10 protein-coding genes are annotated in these 18,635 nt (G+C 71.6%); 6 read left to right on the plus strand and 4 right to left on the minus strand.

Features of this window, described 5'->3' with window-relative positions; translation table 11 throughout:
• Nucleotides 1-21: 21 nt before the first annotated feature.
• Nucleotides 22-2,466 (minus strand): glycoside hydrolase family 2 protein, encoded by a 2,445-nt coding sequence (locus DFJ66_RS39070; RefSeq protein ID WP_121229402.1) that lies wholly within the window; start codon nt 2,464-2,466, stop codon nt 22-24.
• A gap of 233 nt (nt 2,467-2,699) precedes the next feature.
• Here DFJ66_RS39070 and DFJ66_RS39075 point away from each other — a divergent pair, with 233 nt between their 5' ends.
• Nucleotides 2,700-4,385: an ABC transporter substrate-binding protein gene (locus DFJ66_RS39075; RefSeq protein ID WP_121232388.1), complete on the plus strand. Its 1,686-nt coding sequence runs from the start codon at nt 2,700-2,702 to the stop codon at nt 4,383-4,385.
• Between the two features lie 54 nt (nt 4,386-4,439).
• Here the strand turns inward: DFJ66_RS39075 and DFJ66_RS39080 are convergent, their stop codons facing one another.
• Nucleotides 4,440-5,690 (minus strand): ROK family transcriptional regulator, encoded by a 1,251-nt coding sequence (locus DFJ66_RS39080; RefSeq protein ID WP_170199988.1) that lies wholly within the window; start codon nt 5,688-5,690, stop codon nt 4,440-4,442.
• A gap of 140 nt (nt 5,691-5,830) precedes the next feature.
• Between DFJ66_RS39080 and DFJ66_RS39085 the strand changes: the two genes are divergently transcribed.
• Complete coding sequence (locus DFJ66_RS39085) at nt 5,831-7,330, plus strand: cellulase family glycosylhydrolase (RefSeq protein WP_121232390.1); 1,500 nt, start codon at nt 5,831-5,833, stop codon at nt 7,328-7,330.
• Here DFJ66_RS39085 and DFJ66_RS39090 read toward each other — a convergent pair.
• Nucleotides 7,299-8,453: a S8 family serine peptidase gene (locus DFJ66_RS39090; protein WP_211351464.1), complete on the minus strand. Its 1,155-nt coding sequence runs from the start codon at nt 8,451-8,453 to the stop codon at nt 7,299-7,301. The genes DFJ66_RS39085 and DFJ66_RS39090 overlap by 32 nt on opposite strands.
• A 608-nt stretch (nt 8,454-9,061) precedes the next feature.
• Between DFJ66_RS39090 and DFJ66_RS39095 the strand changes: the two genes are divergently transcribed.
• Nucleotides 9,062-10,651, plus strand: a complete 1,590-nt coding sequence (locus tag DFJ66_RS39095) for a poly(ethylene terephthalate) hydrolase family protein (RefSeq protein ID WP_121229408.1) — start codon at nt 9,062-9,064, stop codon at nt 10,649-10,651.
• A gap of 239 nt (nt 10,652-10,890) precedes the next feature.
• Here DFJ66_RS39095 and DFJ66_RS39100 read toward each other — a convergent pair whose 3' ends face one another.
• A complete protein-coding gene (locus tag DFJ66_RS39100; RefSeq protein ID WP_121229411.1) occupies nt 10,891-11,892 on the minus strand; it encodes a C40 family peptidase in 1,002 nt (333 codons plus the stop codon).
• A 205-nt stretch (nt 11,893-12,097) separates the two neighbouring features.
• Between DFJ66_RS39100 and DFJ66_RS39105 the strand changes: the two genes are divergently transcribed.
• Genes DFJ66_RS39105 through DFJ66_RS39115 form a run of 3 tightly spaced genes read left to right on the plus strand, consistent with a single transcriptional unit; the run spans nt 12,098 to nt 18,621 of the window.
• On the plus strand, nt 12,098-12,580 hold the full coding sequence (locus tag DFJ66_RS39105; RefSeq protein WP_121229414.1) for a hypothetical protein: 483 nt from the start codon (nt 12,098-12,100) through the stop codon (nt 12,578-12,580).
• Nucleotides 12,570-13,355: an alpha/beta fold hydrolase gene (locus DFJ66_RS39110; RefSeq protein ID WP_121229418.1), complete on the plus strand. Its 786-nt coding sequence runs from the start codon at nt 12,570-12,572 to the stop codon at nt 13,353-13,355. Before DFJ66_RS39105 ends, DFJ66_RS39110 begins: the two co-directional genes overlap by 11 nt.
• 58 nt (nt 13,356-13,413) lie before the next feature.
• Nucleotides 13,414-18,621, plus strand: a complete 5,208-nt coding sequence (locus tag DFJ66_RS39115) for a type I polyketide synthase (RefSeq protein WP_121229420.1) — start codon at nt 13,414-13,416, stop codon at nt 18,619-18,621.
• Nucleotides 18,622-18,635: the final 14 nt, after the last annotated feature.

An 18,635-nucleotide genomic window follows, 5' to 3' on the forward strand; every position in this document is an offset into this window, starting at 1 on the left:
AAGGACCAACGGCTCACGACACTAGGTGAGTGACGCCGACGTGTTGGCGGACCGCAGCACGCGCGGGTGGAGTAGCAGGGTCGGGTCGGGGAGGGTTTCTGCTGTGCGCACGAGGAAGTGGTGGGATTCGCCGGCGGTCAGCGAGATGAGCATGTCGTTGACGACCGCGTCGGCGGCCACCTTGTCGGCCAGCAGGCTCAGGTCTCGGACGTAGGAAGTGGCTCGCACGTCGACGCGGTATCCGCCGGGTTCGGGTGTGACGTCGGCGGTGAACGGCGTGGCGTCGTAGCGGAGGTCGAGGTCTTCGCGGAACAGGTGGTGGGTGCGGGCGTCCGCTGTGGTGGCGACCAGCACTTCGCGCGTCGGGTCGGTGGGTTCGAGGAGGTGGTCGGCCAGGTCGAGCAGTACGATGGACCTGGGCAGCACGCTCAACCGCAGCACGGAGGCGGCCAGGACGGCGCCGGTGAAGACCTGGCGGGTCACGCGGACGGTGCCCGTCCACGGCTCGTCGTGGTCGTTGACCGCGACCAGGGTGGGCCTTCCCGCGCGCGGCTGGAGGGTCAACAGCCTCGGTGCGAAGGCGTGTTTCAGCGCGTAGTACAGGGGTTTGGGGCGCTCGTCGTTGTCCACGGCGGCCCAGGAGGTGACCGGCCAGCAGTCGTTGAGCTGCCAGACCAGGGCTCCCGCGGTCCGCGGCCACCACGAGCGGTAGTGCTCGACGCCGAAGGCCACCGCGCGGGCCTGGTTGAGCTGGGTCGCCCAGTGCCAGTCCTCGAAGTCGGTCGGGACCGGCAGGTGCGGTGCGAGGCCGCGGTCGAGGTTCCGGTTGCCGTTCACCGCTTTCTGGTGGGCCAGGAACGCGGGCGAGGTGGGCGTCAGCGGCTCGTCGTGGATCCACCGGGTGAGGGTGGTCCAGGTGGGTGGCCCCTGGAAGCCGAACTCGGCGCTGAAGCGCGGGACGTGGTCGCGGTAGTGGGTGTAGTCCAGGGAGTTCCAGACGTCCCAGTCGTGGCGGGTGCCGTGGTGGGCGTCGTTGGGCGGGAGGTCGCCGGGGCTGTGGGGGCTGCCGGTCGCGTACGGCCGGGTGGGGTCGAGTTCCGCGACGATCTCGGGCAGCACGTCGGTGTAGTAGCCGCCGCCCCAGCTCCGGCCCTCCAGGCTGTCCTGCCACCCCTCCCAGTCGGTGTAGGCGGGGAGGTTCTCGTTGTTGCCGTTCCACAGCACCAGCGACGGGTGGGCGACCAGGCGGGTGACGTTCTCCCGGGCCTCGGCCTCCACTTCGGACCGCAGCGGCTCTTCTTCGGCGTAGAAGGCGCACGCGAACGGGAAGTCCTGCCACACCATCATGCCGCGCTCGTCGCACACGTCGTAGAAGTCGTCGGTCTCGTAGATGCCGCCGCCCCAGACCCGCAGCATGTTCATGTTGGCGGCCACGGCCTGGTCGACCCGGCGGACCAGCCGATCGCGGGTGACCCGGGTGAGGAAGTGGTCGTCCGGGATCCAGTTGGCGCCCTTGGCGAAAACGCGCCGGCCGTTGACGACGAAGGTGAACGGGCTGCCGATCTCGTCCGGTTCGGTCTCCACGGTGACGGTGCGGAACCCGATCCGGCGGTGGACGGCGTCCACCTGCCGCCCGTCGGCCAGCAGCGTGACGGTCAGGTCGTAGAGCGGCTGGTCGCCGTACCCCGCCGGCCACCACAACCGGGCCTCGGGCACGAGCGCGGTGACGTGCGCGAGGTCGCCGGTGACCGCGGTTCGTGCCGTGTGCCCGCCGATCACGACTTCGGCGGTGTAGTCGTGATCAGCCGCGCGGTCCAGCTCCAGGTGCACCTCGACGCGGCCGGTGCCGTCGTCGTCGAGGGTGACCAGCGGGCGCACCCGGGCGATGCGGGCGGTGTCCCAGCGTTCCAGGCCCACGGGTCTGAACAGGCCGGCGGTCTGGAGGTCGGGTCCCCAGTCCCAGCCGAAGGAGCAGGCCATCTTGCGGATCGCGTTGTACGGGTGGGGATAGGCCCGTTGGCGCCACCCGAGTTCGGCTTCGGCCCGTTCGGCGGCGGTGAGCGCGGACCACAGCGTCACGGTCAGGTCGTTGCCGCCGGCGCGCAGCGAGCGCCCGACGTCGAAGCGGTAACCGCGGTGCATGTTGGCGGTGTGGCCGAGCACCTCGCCGTTCAGCTCGACGGTGGCGACGGTGTCGATGCCGTCGAAGACCAGGTCCACCCGTTCGCCGTCCCGCGGCGGCCGGGCTTCGAACGTCGTGGAGTACTGCCAGTCGACGCGGTGCATCCAGGCCAGTTCCGCCTCGTTGCGGTCCAGGTACGGGTCCGGGATGAGACCCGCGGCCAGCAGGTCGAGGTGGGTGCTGCCGGGGACCCGCGCGGGCACCTCGCGGTCGGCGAGGTGGACCGGCACCGGGCCGCCCACCGCGCGCAGGTGCCAGCCGTCGTGCACGTTCGAACGCGTCATCGCGGCTCTCTTCCTCATCGGTCGACTCGAGGGCGGAGATCCCGACGATGGTTACTCAGGCAGCCTAACTAACGCAACAGCCTGCTCAGAGGGAGTCAGGGTTGCCTTCGAGGTCGCGATCTGTTCGCGACACAGCCCTATTGACGGCTTACTTAAGCAACTTAATAATGGCCGCACGACGATGGGTGCCCCGACCGGCGCCCGGCCGTCGACACGTCGAGGAGGACGTCGTGATGGTGCTGCCGAAAAGTCCCCGGGCGGGCGTCCGCGCCGCGACGGTGCTGGTCGCCGCGGCGCTCGTGGCCGCGGGGTGCGGACCGTCGAGCACGTCGGCCGGGTCCGACAGCACCACCCTGGTGACCTACAGCGGCCAGTCCGGCGACTACCAGCTCAACTTCAACCCGTTCGCGCCGACCAGCATCGGGGGAGCGGGCACGATCTTCCAGACGCTGTTCTTCTACAACGTCCTGCGCGACACCCCTCCGGAGCCGCGACTGGGCGAGGACTTCGCGTGGAACGCGGACGGAACGCGGCTGTCCATCACCCTCCGGGACGGCGTGACCTGGTCCGATGGCGAGAAGTTCACCGCCGCCGACGTCGTGTTCACCCTCGACATGATCAGCAGGCACAAGGGCATGAACAACACCGGCTACGCCGGGCGGGCCGAGGCGGTCGACGACACGCACGTGGTCGTCACCTTCGACCGGCCGTCCTTCGTGGACGGTCCCTCGGTCCTGGGCCGGACCTACATCGTGCCCGAGCACAAGTGGAAGGACATCGCCGACCCGGGGGTCGCCGCGGTGGACAAACCCGTGGGCACCGGTCCGTACGTGCTGGACGAGTTCAAGCCCCAGGCGTACACGCTGAAGGCGAACCCGACCTACTGGGGCGGGGAGCCCGCCGTCAAGAAGGTCCGGTCCCTCTCGCTGTCGGGCAACCAGGCCGGCATCGCCGCGCTCAAGGCGGGGCAGCTCGACTGGCAGACCGGGCCGGTGCCGGAGTTGCAGAACGTCGACAAGGCCTACCCCGGCTACCAGGCCGGCGTCTTCCACCTGAACCAGATCGTGCTCGACACGTGCAGCAGTGCCGCCTCGGGCTGCCGCGGCCCCCAGACCGACCCGGCCGTGCGCCAGGCGATCTACCTCGCGATCGACCGCGGCCAGACCAACGCGCTGGCGTTCGAGAACACCGGCAGCGAGGTCTCGCCGAGCTTCCTGCTCCCGAAACGGGACGGCGCCCTGATCTCCGACAAGCTCCGGAACCGGACCGCTCCGATGCGACCGGACGTGGCGCAGGCGCGGCGAACCCTGGAGGGCGCGGGCTACACCAAGGACGCCGACGGCATCTACGCCAAGGACGGCGAGCAGGCGGCGCTGACGCTGACCGTCGTCGCCGGCTGGACCGACTACATCACCGCGGCGGAGACGATCGGCCAACAGCTGCGGCAGGCCGGCATCAAGCTCACCACGCAGCAGGTGTCCTGGAACGAGTTCGTGGACGCCAAGAACCTCGGCCGGTTCCAGCTCATGATCGACTCGCTCTACCAGGGGCCCGCGCCGGACCCGTACTACCTCTACAGCTACTTCTTCAGCACCGCGCAGACCGCCGCGGTCGGCGCGAAAGCCGGTCCGAACGCCGCCCGGTTCTCCGACCCGGAGGTCGACCAGGCCCTCGACGCGCTCAAGCTCCTCGACCCCGCCGACACCGCCGCGCGGCGGCCGCACCTGGAGAAGATCCAGACGCGGGTCGAGGAGGTGATGCCCTACATCCCGGTCCTGACCCAGGGCACGATCACCACGTACCACAGCGCCAAGTTCACCGGCTGGCCCACCGACAGCGACCTGTACGCCTCCCCGGCGGTCTGGGCGCACCCCGACAGCGCCGAGGTGCTCGTGCGCCTCCGGCCCGCGGGGAAGTGACGTCGGCTCATGCGCTACTCCGTGTCGACCACCGCGGACCGCGGGATCGGTCGGTCAGGGCGTCCCGCCCGCGCCGGTGGGCACCGGCCGCGCCTCGTCGTGCCGGCCGCGGACCAGCTCGCTCTGCAGGACGAGGACCGCGCCGCCGATCGCCGCCGCGTCCGACCCGTTGACCGAAGGCACCACGCGCACCGAGTGCGCCCGCCGGGCGAACAACCGGCGGTCCAACTGGTCCTGGACCACGGCCTGGTAGATCGAGCCCGCCACGGTGAAGCTCGGCCCGGCCAGGACGACCAGGTCCAGGTCGAACAGGGTCGCCACGGTCACCGCCGCGTGCCCGAGGTAGCGCGCCGACCGCTCGACCAGCTCGCGGGCCTGCGGATCGCCGGCGTTCGCGGCGGCGGCGATCCGCGCGAACTCGGTCAGGAAGTCCTCGCCCGCGGGGTCCAGCGCCAGCCGGCGGGCGAGGTCCGGGGTCTGCGCCGCCTGGCGGACCACGGCCGACGGGCCGGCGTAGTTCTCCAGGCAGCCGACGTTCCCGCACGAGCACTCCTCGCCGTGGACGTCGACCGAGATGTGGCCGATCTCCGCGGTGTTGGACGTGCTGCCCCGGTACACCTCGCCGGCGACCACCACGCCGCCGCCGATCCCGGTGGCCATGTAGATGCAGCCGTAGGTGCTGTCCGGGTCCACCGCGCCCAGCCAGTACTCGCCGATGGCCGCCGCGGCGGCGTCGTTGTCCAGCAGCACGGGCAGGTCGAGGATCTCCGCCAGGCGCGGGGCGACGGGGTGGTCGTACCACTCCTCGGTGGGCTGCGGCGTCAGCAGCACGCCGGCGCCCCGGTCCTGGGGGCCGTAGCTGACCAGGCCGACGCCGAGCACCTTCCCGCGGTCGACCCCCGCCGTGGTCAGCAGGGCGTCCACCTGTGCCGCCACCAGCGGCAACGCCCGTTCCGGCGGCATCGACGCGACACCGTGGAACGCGGTCCTGGCCACCGGCCGCCCGGCCAGGTCGACCACCACGATGACGCACGCGTTGCGTTCGAGCTGGACGCCCACGCTGTAGCGGGCCACCGGGTTGAGCTGGACCAGCGTGCGCGGCTTGCCACCGGTCGGCAGCCCGCGACCGGCCTCCACGACCAGGCCGTCGCCGATCAGCTCGCGCACGACCTCGGAGATCGTCGCCCCGGTCAGGCCGGTCGCCGTCGCGAGCTCCACCCGGCTGATCGTGCGCGCCGCCCTGATCAGGTCCAGGACCAGCCCGCGCGTCCGCGGCCGACTCGCCCACACCGGGCTTCTCGCCACGGTCGCCTCCTCCGTCGCACGCCTTTGCCAGGTTAGTTTACTTACTGGCCCGTGACGTGCCCGGGAGCTTGCCGCCACACCCCCTTCCAGACACCGCCACCTGGATTCCGCAGATCTCTCATGAGCACAAAGGAGTGCAGATGCGACATCGTCAGTCATTGACGGCCGTTGGTGCGGCCGGTGCGATGGTGCTGGCCGGTATCACGATGAGCACCCTGCCCGCTTCGGCGGCCGCTGGTTGTTCGGTCGAGTACAAGGTGCAGAGCGAGTGGCAGGGTGGCTTCAGCGCGAGCATCGCGATCACCAACCTGGGTGACCCCGTGTCGGGCTGGACGCTGGCGTTCGACTTCCCCAAGGCGGGCCAGAAGGTCGGTCAGGGGTGGAGTGCCACGTGGACGCAGTCCGGCACGCGGGTGTCGGCGGCGAGCCTGAGCTGGAACGGGTCGCTGGGCACGCGCGCCTCGACGTCGATCGGCTTCGTGGGTTCATGGACCGACGCCAACCCGGTGCCGGCGTCGTTCACGCTGAACGGCGTCACCTGCACCGGCACCGTCCCGACGACCACGACCACTACGACGACCACCACTTCCACTCCGCCCGGTGATGAACCGGCGCCGAAGCTGCACGTCTCCGGCAACAAGCTGGTGACCGCGGACGGTGAGCCGTACCGGTTGCTCGGGGTGAGCCGGTCCAGCAGCGAGTTCGCCTGTGTGCAGGGCAAGGGCATGTGGGACGGCGGTCCGGTGGATCAGGCGTCGGTGGACGCGATGAAGACGTGGAACATCCACGCGGTGCGGATCCCGTTGAACGAGGAGTGTTGGCTGGGTGTCAACGGCTCGCCGGGCGGGGTGGTCTACCAGCAGGCCGTGAAGGATTATGTGGATCTGTTGGTGCGCAACGGGATCAGTCCGATTCTGGACCTGCATTGGACGTGGGGTGCGTACACCAACAGTCCGGATTGGCATTGCAAGGACGAGCACGCGGTGTGCCAGAAGCCGATGCCGGACGCGAAGTACGCCCCGCAGTTCTGGGCGGGTGTGGCGAGTGCGTTCAAGGGCAACGACGCCGTCGTGTTCGACCTGTTCAACGAGCCGTACCCGGAGATGGCCGCGGACTGGAACAAGACCCTGGGCTGGCAGTGCTGGCGTGACGGCGGCACGTGCACCGGTCTGCCCTACGAGACGGCCGGGATGCAGGACCTGGTCGACGCGGTGCGCGCGACCGGGGCGACCAACGTGCTGCTGTTGGGCGGGTTGGAGTGGGCGAACGACATGCGGGAGTGGCTGGCGTACAAGCCGACCGACCCGCGCAACAACCTGGCCGCGTCCTGGCACGCCTACAGCTTCAACGCCTGCGCCACCGAGTCCTGTTGGGACACCCAGGTCGCTCCGCTGGCCCAGCAGGTCCCGGTCGTGCTCGGCGAGTTCGGCCAGGACAACTGCGGCTTCGACTACATGGGCCGGCTGGCGGACTGGGCCGACGCCCACCACATCAGCTACCTCGCGTGGACGTGGACCCCGTGGGGCTGCACCAGCGGCGCGGTACTGATCAAGGACTGGGCCGGCACCCCCGAACCCGGCATCGGAGAGGGCTACAAAGCCCACCTCCTCACCCAAGACCCCTACTACACGACCCGATAACCCACCACACCACCGAGCCGCCCCGGCCTCGTCCAACACGACAAGGCCGGGGCTCCCCTCCGCACCCTGCGGCCGGGGCGACCGTGGTGGCTGGACCCGGCGGCCCGGTCGACGTCCTGGCCGCCCCCACCCCGCGGTCGGGGTGTCCGGTCGGGGCTATGTCAGGCCGTAGGCCCTGATGACGGTCTGCTCGGTGGTGCCGCCGCGGTGGTCGGTCGCGGTGGCCTTGAGGGACACGAAGCCGGGACCGGCGGGGTGCCGCACGTAGGCGGTCCACTTCGGTGATCTCCGGCTTGACCGCCCGGTCGCCGGTCCGCGGGCCGCGGCTGGAGAAGGGCGCGATCCGGTCCTGCTCGTCCACCGCGCCCACGGCGAGGGCGGCGTCAGCGCTGGCCGGAGAGCCGACGGTCTGCTCACCGGGACCGCTGTTGCCGGCGGCCACCACGAACAGCGTGTTGTGCTTCGCGCTGAGCGTGTTCACCGCCTCCTCCAACGGGTCGAGGTCCTCGGTGTCCACCCCGCCCAGGCTCATGTCGACGACCTTCGCCCCGGACTCCGCCGCCCACTGCATCCCGGCCAGGATCCCCGACTCCCAGCACCCGTACTCGCCGCACACCTTGGCGTCGAGCAGCGCCGCGTCCGGGGCCACGCCCTTGTACTTGCCGCCGGACTTCGCGCCGGTGCCCGCGATCGTGGAGGCCACGTGGGTGCCGTGCCCGATCTGGTCGCCGGGCCGGTCACCGCCGGTGAAGTCCCGCCGGTCGACCACCTTGCCCGCCAGGTCGGGGTGCTCGGCGTCGATGCCGGTGTCCACGACGGCCACCTTGACGCCCTTGCCGGTGTGCCCGGCTTCCCACACCGCCGGCGCACCGATCTGCGGCACGCTCACGTCGAGGGTCGGCTTGCGCAGACCGTCCAGCCAGATCTTGCGCACGCTCGACCGCGCGTCCCACAACGCCTTCGTGGTGGCCTTCGACTGGATGGCCGCCACCGCGTCCACGGCGTCGAGCCGGTGGCGGACGGTCGTGCCGAGCGTCTCCGCCCTTGCGCCGACGCCTTGCACGATCAACGGCAGATCGCTGCGGCGGGCGTCGTCATAACCCTGCTCCAGCAGCCCTTTCACGTCGAACAGGCGACGGTCGAGCTTGCCGGAACCGACGTCGGCGCCGGATGTCGAACCGCACCCGTTCCCGCCCCTTGGCCGGCTGCACGAACGCGGTCGGCACACTGGATCCGTGTCCAGCACGGTGACCTTGTCGCCCGACAAGAGCGTCACCTGCCCGCGCACACCGCTCACGCGGTCACCACCCGGCTCCGACCGGGCCACCTGGTCCGCTGCCGCGGTAGGCGACGCGGCACCGCCCAGCAACGCGACCGCTGACACCGCGGCGATCACCGCTGCGCGGCCACGCGCGGAGCGGTGTATTCCTATTCTGCGAATGGACATGGATCGTCCTCCAGGGCAAGACGACGACAGGGAATATCGGGTCACTGCGCAGGAAATTGACGGCCCGATTTCCCGAACGTAATGACGGGTGAACTCGGCCTGCCATGTCTGTGACCACACATCGGTCGCGTCGGACTGTGTGTGGCAGGGGACATGTGAACCGTGCCCAAGTATGTCGGTGGGCACATGGTCTTGCCGTTTGCCGATTCGTAACATCGGCGCAACAGCGTGACCCCGATCACCTGTTCATTCCTGCACCATTCCCTGCACAGGAGGCCGTTCGAATGTCCACCTTCCAACTCCGCACCGCGGTCCGCGGTCGCGGTGCGGCACTGCTCGCGGTGCTGACCGCGCTGGCCGCCGCCGCGGTGTCGCTGGTCGGGTTGTCGCCCCACGCGCGCGCGGACCTGGTCGCCGCGGCGGTCGAGCACGACCCGGTGATCATCATCCCGGGCATGACCGGCACCACCCAGTACATGGAGCCGATGAAGACCAAGTTCGTCTCCGCCGGGTGGCGCTCCGACCGGGTCGAGACCTGGACCGACAGCAAGAGCATGACCGGCGACCTGACCGTGGCGGGGCAGGAGATCGGGCGGAAGGTCGACAGCGTGCTGGCCAGGACCGGCGCCCGCAAGGTCGTCCTGGTGACCTGGTCGGCGTCCACGCTGGCCGCCCGTTCGTACCTGAAGTACGTGCCGGGCGCGCAGGACAAGGTGTCGATGTACTTCTCGATGGCCGGCCCGCACCACGGCACCACCAGCGCCGCACCCTGGTGCCAGAACCTGTACCTGTCGTGCAAGCAGTTCGCCATCGGCTCGCCCTGGCTGGCCGACCTGAACTCCGGCACCGAGGTCCCCGGCTCACCCGCCGTCCGCTACACCACCCAACGCTCCACCTGCGACACCAACGTCGACCCCAGCGTCACCGCCGAACTGGCCGGGGCCACCAACCTCCAGGCCCCGACCTGCATCACCCACGGCGCCTTCCCCAACGACGCCGGGGTGTTCAACCAGATCAAGAACATCATCGTCGAACACGAAAACCGACCGACCACGACCACCACGCCGACCGGCACCTCGACCACCTCGACCAGCCCCACCACGACCACCACCGTGCCGCCGACCTCGCCCTGCAAGTCGGTCAACGGCCAGTGGGACACCGCGGGTCCCTTCGCCGTCACCTCCGCCTCCAACGGCCGCGGTACCACAGTCGTCCGACCGGTCGCCCTGGGCTCCCTGGGCTGCACCGCGCACCCGGTCGTGCTGTGGAACAACGGAGCCAAGTCCAAGCTCGACAGGTACATGCCGCTGCTCAACCACCTGGCCTCGCACGGCTTCATCGTCGCCGCGGCCGAGGGCAACGCGGGCGACCGCGGCCCGATGCTCCAAGGCTTGGACTACCTGACCACCGAGAACTCCCGCGCGGGCAGCCCGCTGCAGGGCAAGGTGGACCTGTCGAAGGTCGGCGCGACCGGCCACTCCTTCGGCGGCGGCGCCGCGATCGACGCCGGCTCCGACCCGCGCGTGGACACCATCGCCCCGATCTACCCGCTCGCCACCACCAGCGGCAGCCTGGTGCGCGGTCCCGCGCTGTTCATCGCCGGCCAGAACGACACCATCATCGTCCCCATCGTCGTTCGCACGCCCTACAACCAGGCGACCCAGGTCCCGGCGATCTTCGCCGAGCAACGCGGAGCCGACCACTACGGCATCCCCGCGCTGCACGGCACCATCACATCGTGGATGCGCTTCCACCTGATGGGCGACGAACAGGCCCGCGGCCTGTACTTCGGCACCAACTGCACCTACTGCACCTCGACGTTCTGGTCGGTCTTCGAACGCAACGCCAAGGCGCAGGCCGTCCCCGGCCCCTGACCCGCAGTCCCGCTACTTGGCACGACAACCGGGGAGCCCGATACCAGTCGGGCTCCCCGGGAGGGCGTCGAGCGGATGGGTTTACCGGGGCGTCCTCGTCCTTGTGCTCGGGGAGGAGTGCTCGCCGGCGACCGTCACTTCGGCCTGTGCGTCTTCCACCACGACGGCTGACGGTGTCGACGCGTGGCCCGGGGGTGTTCCGGCCCCGGGCCACGCGGCTCGGCCATGACGTATTGGGGTCAGCCCTCGATGCGGCGGATGGTGTTGATGGGGCCGATGGAGTCGATGTCGGCGATGCGGACCGGGACGCCCTCGGTGGAGGCGTGGACGGCGCGGACGTTGTCGACGGCCATGGCCACGTGGTGTTGGTCGGCGTAGTAGACGATGATGTCGCCGGCCTGGACCTCGGCGCGTGACACCGGGCGGCCCACGCCCGCTTGGCCGTAGCTGGTGCGGGGGATGGAGACGCCGGCCGCGCGGTACGACTGCTGCATGAGGCTGGAGCAGTCCCATTCGTCGGGGCCGTTGGCGCCGTAGACGTACGGGTCGCCGCGTTGGGCCAAGGCGTACTCCAGCGCCCGGCCCGCGGTGCCTGCCGGGACGGCGATGCGGGAGGTGTCGCCGGGGTCGGACAGGGTCCGGCGGTCGGCCGCGCTGAGGGTGTCGTACTGGGCGCGGGCCTCGCGGACCTGGTTGTCCAGTTCGGACTTGCGACGGGCGATGTCCTCGACCAGCTTGGTGGCGGCGTTGGTGGCCTCGGTGGCTCGACGCTGGGCGTCGTCGGCCTTGGTGACGGCCTCGGTGAGCGAGCCGAGGGCTTCGGCGTTCCCGGTGGCCAGGATGTCCAGCGCCGCCATGCGGTTGAGGTAGTCCTGCTGGGAGTCGCTGACCAGCAGCGCCGACAGCTGGTTGAACCGCGCGCCCTCGAAGGTCGCCTCGGTGAGCAAGTCGACCTGGCCGCGCAGCCCCTCTTCGGCCTGGTGGGCCGCGGTGAGGTCGCCGGTGGCCTTGTCCAGCTCGCCCTGCTTGGCCCGCAGGTCGTCCTGGGCGCGCAGGTGCTCCTCGTTGAGCTTCTCGGCCTCGCTCGACAGCTCGGTGTACTTCCTCAACGCCTCCGAGGCGTTGGGTGGCACGGCCGGGTCGGCTGCCGCGTGGGGGAGCGCGATCCCTCCCGCCAGTGCCACGGTTGCGGTGGCCGCGAGTGCGGCCCGGACGGTGCGCTGTGCGGGTGGTGACGCCACGGTGGCGTGAGCCTCCTTGACTGCTTCCGTCGTGGGTGGTCCGAACGGGTGAACCCGGTAGGTCTCGGACAGGTTACGGAACCGGTCGGCATTCGTCCACTACCAGAGTTAGTACGTCGTGGTTAAGGCGAACAGTGCTGTTTGAGTTGTGGTCCGGAGCGCACTATCGTGCCCTTACAAGGGTGTACGATTTCAGGGGGGCGCGGTGGGCTGGGCGGAGTTCTACCGGCGGCGTGACGTGCTGTTTTCCGCGCTCGCCCAAGTCGCGCGGGACGGCACGCTGGTGTTCGACCGCGTGAGTGGCGCGCGCGAGGTGTTCGCCGGGGTGGACGACCTGGTGCTTGCCCTCCACCACCGGTGGTCGCTGTTGCTCCAGGCGCGCATCGACCTGGCGCTGTCCGAGCCGGGCGACCCGGCCGACGCCGTCACCCGCGCCTGGCTGGCCCTGGCCGCCGATGAACCAGTGCTCCGAGCCGTGCTCGACGCCCACGAGCACGACCCCGTGCTGGCCGACGCCATCGCGCGGGAGAACCGCGTGCTCGCCCTCGACGCCGGTCTCACGCACCCCAACCAGCACGTCCAGGTGATCACGGAGATCGGCCACGCGCTGCGCGCCTCGCTGCGACCGAGCGCCGCAGCGCCGCTGCGACCCGGCGCCGCAGAGGCGCTGCGCTCCCGTGGCGCGTGAGGACGTCGCCCCGCTGCTGCTCCTGCACGGCGGCGGGGCCGACGCGGGCAGTTGGCGGCCGGTGGTCGAACGCCTGCCCTCCGGGTGGCCGGTCCACGCGCTCAACCTGCCCGGCCACGGCGGCGAGCCCGGGTTCGCCTACGACGCCCGGATCATCCAGGTCACCGCCCGGCACGTCGCCGACCGCCTGCCCGACCTCGGACTCGTGCGCCCGCACGTGGTGGGTCACTCGATGGGCGGCGCGGTCGCGCTCGAACTGGCCAAGGTCGTCCCCGTGGCCGGCGTCACGGCGCTGTGCCCGATCGGCTTCTGGACGCCACCCCGTGCCTGGGTCACCGCCGCGCTCCTGCGCAACGCCGCGCGGCTGTCCGCGATGACCGACCCGAAGACCAGGTCGCTGCTGATGGCCGAAGCCCCGGCCCGCCGGCTCGTGTTGACCGCCTTCTCCGCGAGGCCCTCGCTCATCCACCCGAGTGCCGCCGCCGCGGCGGCCTCCGCGTTGAGCGGCAGCGACATCGTGGCGATGACCAAGTACACCTGGCGGTACCGGTTCCGCGGCCGGGTGCCGGTCCCGGTGCTGTTGGCGTGGGCGACCCGGGACCGGTTGGTCCCGCTGTCCGACGCCGACCGCGCCCGACGCCTGCTGCCCCAAGCCGCGCACGCCCTGCTGCCCGGCAGCGGTCACCTGGTCGTGGAGGACGACCCCGACCTCACCGCCGCCCTCGTCCGCGACCACGCACACCGCCTCCCACCTGCGGATTTCACCGACGCTTGACCGGTCCTGCGCAGCGGACGACAACCCTTCGCCCGAGCCAACGACCGAAGGGAGCGCGATGTCCGCCGAGCCGATCGCGATCGTCGGGATGGGGTGCCGGCTGCCCGGCGGCGTCGACACCCCCGCCGAGCTGTGGGACCTGCTCACCGAGGGGCGCGACGCCGTCACCGAGATCCCGCCGGGCCGCTGGGACCCCTACGAGCTGCCCGGCACCGACAGCGCCCTGGCCTTGCGCGGCACGACCCGGCGGGGCGCGTTCCTCGCCGACGCGTCCGCGTTCGACGCCCAGTTCTTCGGCGTCACGCCCCGCGAAGCGGAGATCATGGACCCGCAGCAGCGGCTGGTGCTCGAGGTGACCTGGGAGGCGCTGGAGAACGCGGGCATCCCGCCGCACGGCCTCGCGGGCAGCGACACCGGTGTCTTCGTCGGCGTCGGCTCCGACGACTACGGCCGGCAGATGCTGGAGGACCTGCCGCGCATCGAGGCGTGGACCGGTATCGGGGCGGCCTTCTGCGCCGTGGCCAACCGGGTGTCCTACGTGCTCGACCTGCGCGGTCCGAGCTTCGCCGTCGACACCGCCTGCTCGTCGTCGCTGGTGGCGATCCACCTGGCCTGCCAGAGCCTGCGGACGGGCGAGACGACGGTCGCCCTCGCGGCGGGCGTCAACCTGATCGCCGGACCGGGCCTGACGATGGTGCTCGACGCCGCCGGCGCGACCTCCCCGGACGGCCAGTCCAAGCCGTTCGACAGCTCCGCGAACGGCTACGGCCGCGGCGAAGGCGTCGGCGTGGTCGTGCTCAAGCGGCTCGCCGACGCGCAGCGCGACGGGGACCGGGTGCTCGCGGTCGTGCGCGGGACGGCGGTCAACCAGGACGGCCGCACCAACGGCATCATGGCCCCCAACGGCGAGGCACAGGCCCAGGTGGCCCGAGAGGCGCTGCGCAACGCCGGTCTCGACGCCCACACCGTCGACTACGTCGAGGCCCACGGCACCGGTACCCGCGCGGGCGACCCGGTCGAGGCGGCGGCGCTCAGCTCGGTGTACGGGCAGGGGCGCTCCGCCGGCGACCCGTGCCTCATCGGGTCGATCAAGGGCAACATCGGCCACCTGGAAGCCGGCGCGGGCGTCGCGGGCGTGATCAAGGCCGTGCTGGCGCTGCGGCACGCGGAGATCCCGCCCAACGCGGTGTTCACCACGCCCAACCCGAACATCCCCTGGGACACCAACGGGTTGCGCGTCGTCGACCGGACCACCCCGTGGCCCCGGCGGGGAGAGGTGCGGCGCGCCGCCGTGTCCAGCTTCGGCTACGGCGGGACGGTCGGCCACGTTGTGCTCGAGCAGGCCCCGGAGACCACCTCGGCACCTCAGGAACAGGACTCGATCGGCCTGTTCGCGCTGTCCGGAGCCTCGGAAGCCGCCGTCGCCCAGTACGCGGGCAAGCTCGCCGACTGGCTCGACGCCGAGGGCGCGTCGGCGTCCCTGACCGACCTCGCCCACACCCTGCTGGCCCGCCGCACGCACCTGCCGCACCGGCTCGCCGTCACCGCGACCGACCACGAGACGCTGGCCGCGCGCCTGCGTGCCGTGGGCAGCGGTGAGGACGAGGTCGAGGGCGTGGTCACCGGGCGGACGCTGCCGGACACGCCGGCCGACGCGGTGTGGGTGTTCTCCGGCCACGGCTCGCAGTGGTTCGGCATGGGCGCGGAACTGCTGGCGGACAACCAGGTCTTCGCCGACGTGATCGCCGAGATCGACCCGATCTTCGTGGCGGAGATGGGTTTCTCGCCGCTGGAGGTGCTGGTCAGCGGCGACTACGCCGAGGTCGACCGCATCCAGCCGATGATCTTCGCGATGCAGGTGGCGCTGGCGGAGGTGTGGCAGTCCCTGGGCGTGCGGCCGGCCGCTGTGATCGGCCACTCGGTGGGGGAGATCGCCGCCGCCGTCGTCGCCGGGGTGTTCACCGTCGCGGACGGGGCCCGTCTGGTGTCACGGCGGTCGCTGCTGCTGCGCCGGGTCGCCGGCCAGGGCGCGATGGCCATGCTGGGCTTGCCGTTCGCCGAGGTCGAGCGGCGCTTGGGCGACCGGGCCGACGTGGTGGCGGCGATCGAGTCCTCGCCACTGTCCACTGTGGTCGCGGGCGAGCCGGCTGCGCTGGAAGCGTTGTGCGAGCAGTGGACCGCCGAAGGGCTGATGGTGCGCAAGGTCGCCTCGGACGTGGCGTTCCACAGCCCGCAGATGGACCCGTTGCTGGACGAACTGGCTGCCGCGGCCGGCGACCTCGCCGTGCACGAGCCCGCGATGCCCTTGTACACCACCGCTTTGGTCGATCCCCGCTCCACCGAGGCGCGCGATGGCGCGTACTGGGCGGCGAACCTGCGCAACCCGGTCCGGTTGGGCACGGCGGTCGCGGCTGCCGCCGAGGACGGGCACCGGATCTTCCTGGAGATCTCACCGCACCCGGTCGTCGCGCACTCCGTGTCGGAGACCCTCGGCGAGCTGGGCCTGGCGGACGTGCTGGTGACCGGGACCCTGCGTCGCGACAAGCCCGAATGGGACACCCTCCTGGGCAACCTCGCGCTCCTGCACTGCGCGGGCGCGTCGGTCGACTTCGCCGGGGCGCTGCCGCCCGGCCGGGTGCTGACGCTGCCGCGCATCGCCTGGCAGCACCGCCCGTACTGGTTCAGCGGCTCCACCAAGGGGCTCGTGGGTCACGACGTGGCGGCGGAGAACCTGCTCGGCGCACGGACCGGCGTCGCGGGCGCGGCCAACCTGGAGGTCTGGCAGACCGCGCTGGACGAGGGCAACCGGCCCTACCCCGGCGACCACCCGGTGCAGGGCGTGGAGATCATCCCCGCCGCCGTGCTGTTCACCACCTTCCTCGGCGCGGGCCGCACCCAGGCGCTGTCGGACGTGGCACTGGCCGTGCCGGTCTCGGTCACCGCGCGCCGCGAGCTCCAGGTGGTGCGGCAGGACGACACGCTGCGGATCGCGTCCCGGCTCGCCGGTGACGACGCCGGTGAGCAGGCGTGGCAGACCCACAGCACCGCCACCGTCGCCGCCGACACCCTCGCGGACGTCGGGTTCAACCTCGCCGAGGCCAGGCTGCGCTGCGCCGACGAACTGGACCCCGGCGCGGTGCTGGACCGGTTGCACGCGGTCGGCGTGGCGGACAAGGGCTTCCCGTGGGAGGTTCGGGCGCTGCACGCCGGTGAGGGGCAGGTGCTCGCCGCCGTGCGGTCCCACCCCGACGGCACGCCTGTGCCGGGCTGGGGTTCGGTGATGGACGCGGTGCTCACCGTGGTGCCGCTGGTGTTCCCGGGTGAGGTCGTGCTGCGGATGCCCGCGCACGTCCGCCGGTTGGTGCTGCACCCGGAGCCGGTGGCCGATGTGCTGATCCACGTCCGGCTCGACACCGAGGACACGGTGGACGTGGTGGTGACCGACGAGCACGGGACGGTCCTGGGTGTCTTCGACGGCTTGCGCTACGGCGCCCTCGACGGCGACCGGGGTGCGCCCGTCAGCCCGCGCCGGCTCGTGCACCGCCTCGACTGGCAGGCGGCCGACGTGTCGACGCCCCGCAAGCGTCCACTCGGGACGGTCGTGGTGCTCGGTGGCGACTGGCTCGCCGACGCGCTGGAGTCCTTCGACGTGCGCACCCGCGTGGTCGACGGCGTGGAGGAGTTCGCGAGGCTCGTCCCCGACCTCGGTCCCGGTGACGCCGTGCTCGTCGTGGCCGGGCACGACGGACCGACCGGTGAGGGTGCCGTGCGCTCCGCGTGGGACCTGGCCCGGACCGCCCAGCTGATCGCCGAAGAGGGCCTCGCGCCCCGCCTGTGGGCGGTCACGACCGGCCAGGTGGAGTCGCGGCACGCGTCCGCGCTGGACCAGTCGCCGGTGTGGGGCTTGGGGCGGATCATCGGCGGTGAGCACCCCGAGCTGTGGGGCGGTGTCGTCGACCTCGATCCCGGCCGCGAGGAGCGGGGTGTGGGCGAGCTGGTGCGGGTGCTGCGGGCGCAGACCGAGCCGGACGTGTTCGCCATCCGGGACGGCGAGGTGCGGGCGGCCCGGCTGGCCGGCGTCGACGGCCCCATGACCCGGCCCGCGTTCGAGTGCCGGGGTGACGGCACGTACGTCATCACCGGCGGTTTCGGCGTGCTGGGCCTCAAGGTCGCCGACTGGCTCGCCGGGCGCGGGGCACGCCGTCTGGTGCTGGTGGGCCGTTCGACCATCCCGCCGCGCTCCCAGTGGGACGACGTGACCGACCCGGCGGTCCTGGAGCGCATCGCGGCCGTGCGCGGCTTGGAGGCGCAGGGGGTGACGGTCAAGCCGGTCGCGCTGGACATCACCGACCGGGAGCAGGCCAAGCGCCTGCTGGACCTCGACCTGCCGCCGGTCCGGGGCGTCGTGCACGCGGCGGGTGTCCTCGACAACCGGATGCTGCGCGACCTGGACGAGGAGTCCCTGCGGACCGTGCTCGCCCCGAAGGTCGAGGGCGCGTTGGTGCTGCACGAGCTGTTCCCGGTGGGGCAGCTGGACTTCTTCGTCCTGTTCTCCTCGATCGGCCAGCTCCTCGGACTCACCGGCCAAGCCGCCTACGCCTCGGCGAACGCCTTCCTGGACGCCCTCGCCCGGCACCGCGCCGCCGCCGGCGACCCGGGCGTGGTCAGCCTCGCCTGGACGTCGTGGCGGGGGATGGGCATGGCGGTCAACGAGGTCGTGGACCAGGAGCTGCGGGACCGGGGCGTGGGTGACGTGTCGGCGGGCGAGGCTTTCGCCGCCTGGGAGTTCGCCGCACGGCACGACCTGCCGCACGCGGCGGTCCTGCGGGTCACCGAGTTGGAGGCGGGCACGCAGCCGTTGCCGGTGTTGCGCGGGTTGTCCTTCGGCGCGGCGGAGGCGGACGAGAGCGCCGGGGCGGGGGAGGACCTCGCCGGCCTCGACCCCGAGGAGCTGCGGGAGCACCTGCTCGCCCTGGTCGCCAAGGAGATCGGCGCGGAGCTGAAGATCGAGCCGGACGCGCTCGACGTGCGCCGGCCGTTGGGCGAACTCGGGTTGGACTCGGTGATGACGCTGTCGATCCGGCGCAGGCTGGAGAAGCGGTTCCGGCTCAGCCTGCCCGCCACGCTGCTGTGGAACCACCCGACCGTGGCGGCGATCGTGTCCTTCCTCGCCGACCGGTTCGCCCCCGCCGACGCCGCCGACTCCGCCGACATCGCCGACTCCGCCGAGGACACCGCGCCGCAGCTCAGCGGCGTCGGCGGCTGACCACCTACGAGAGG

Source organism: Saccharothrix variisporea (assembly GCF_003634995.1).
GTDB classification, from domain to species: Bacteria; Actinomycetota; Actinomycetes; order Mycobacteriales; family Pseudonocardiaceae; genus Actinosynnema; species Actinosynnema variisporeum.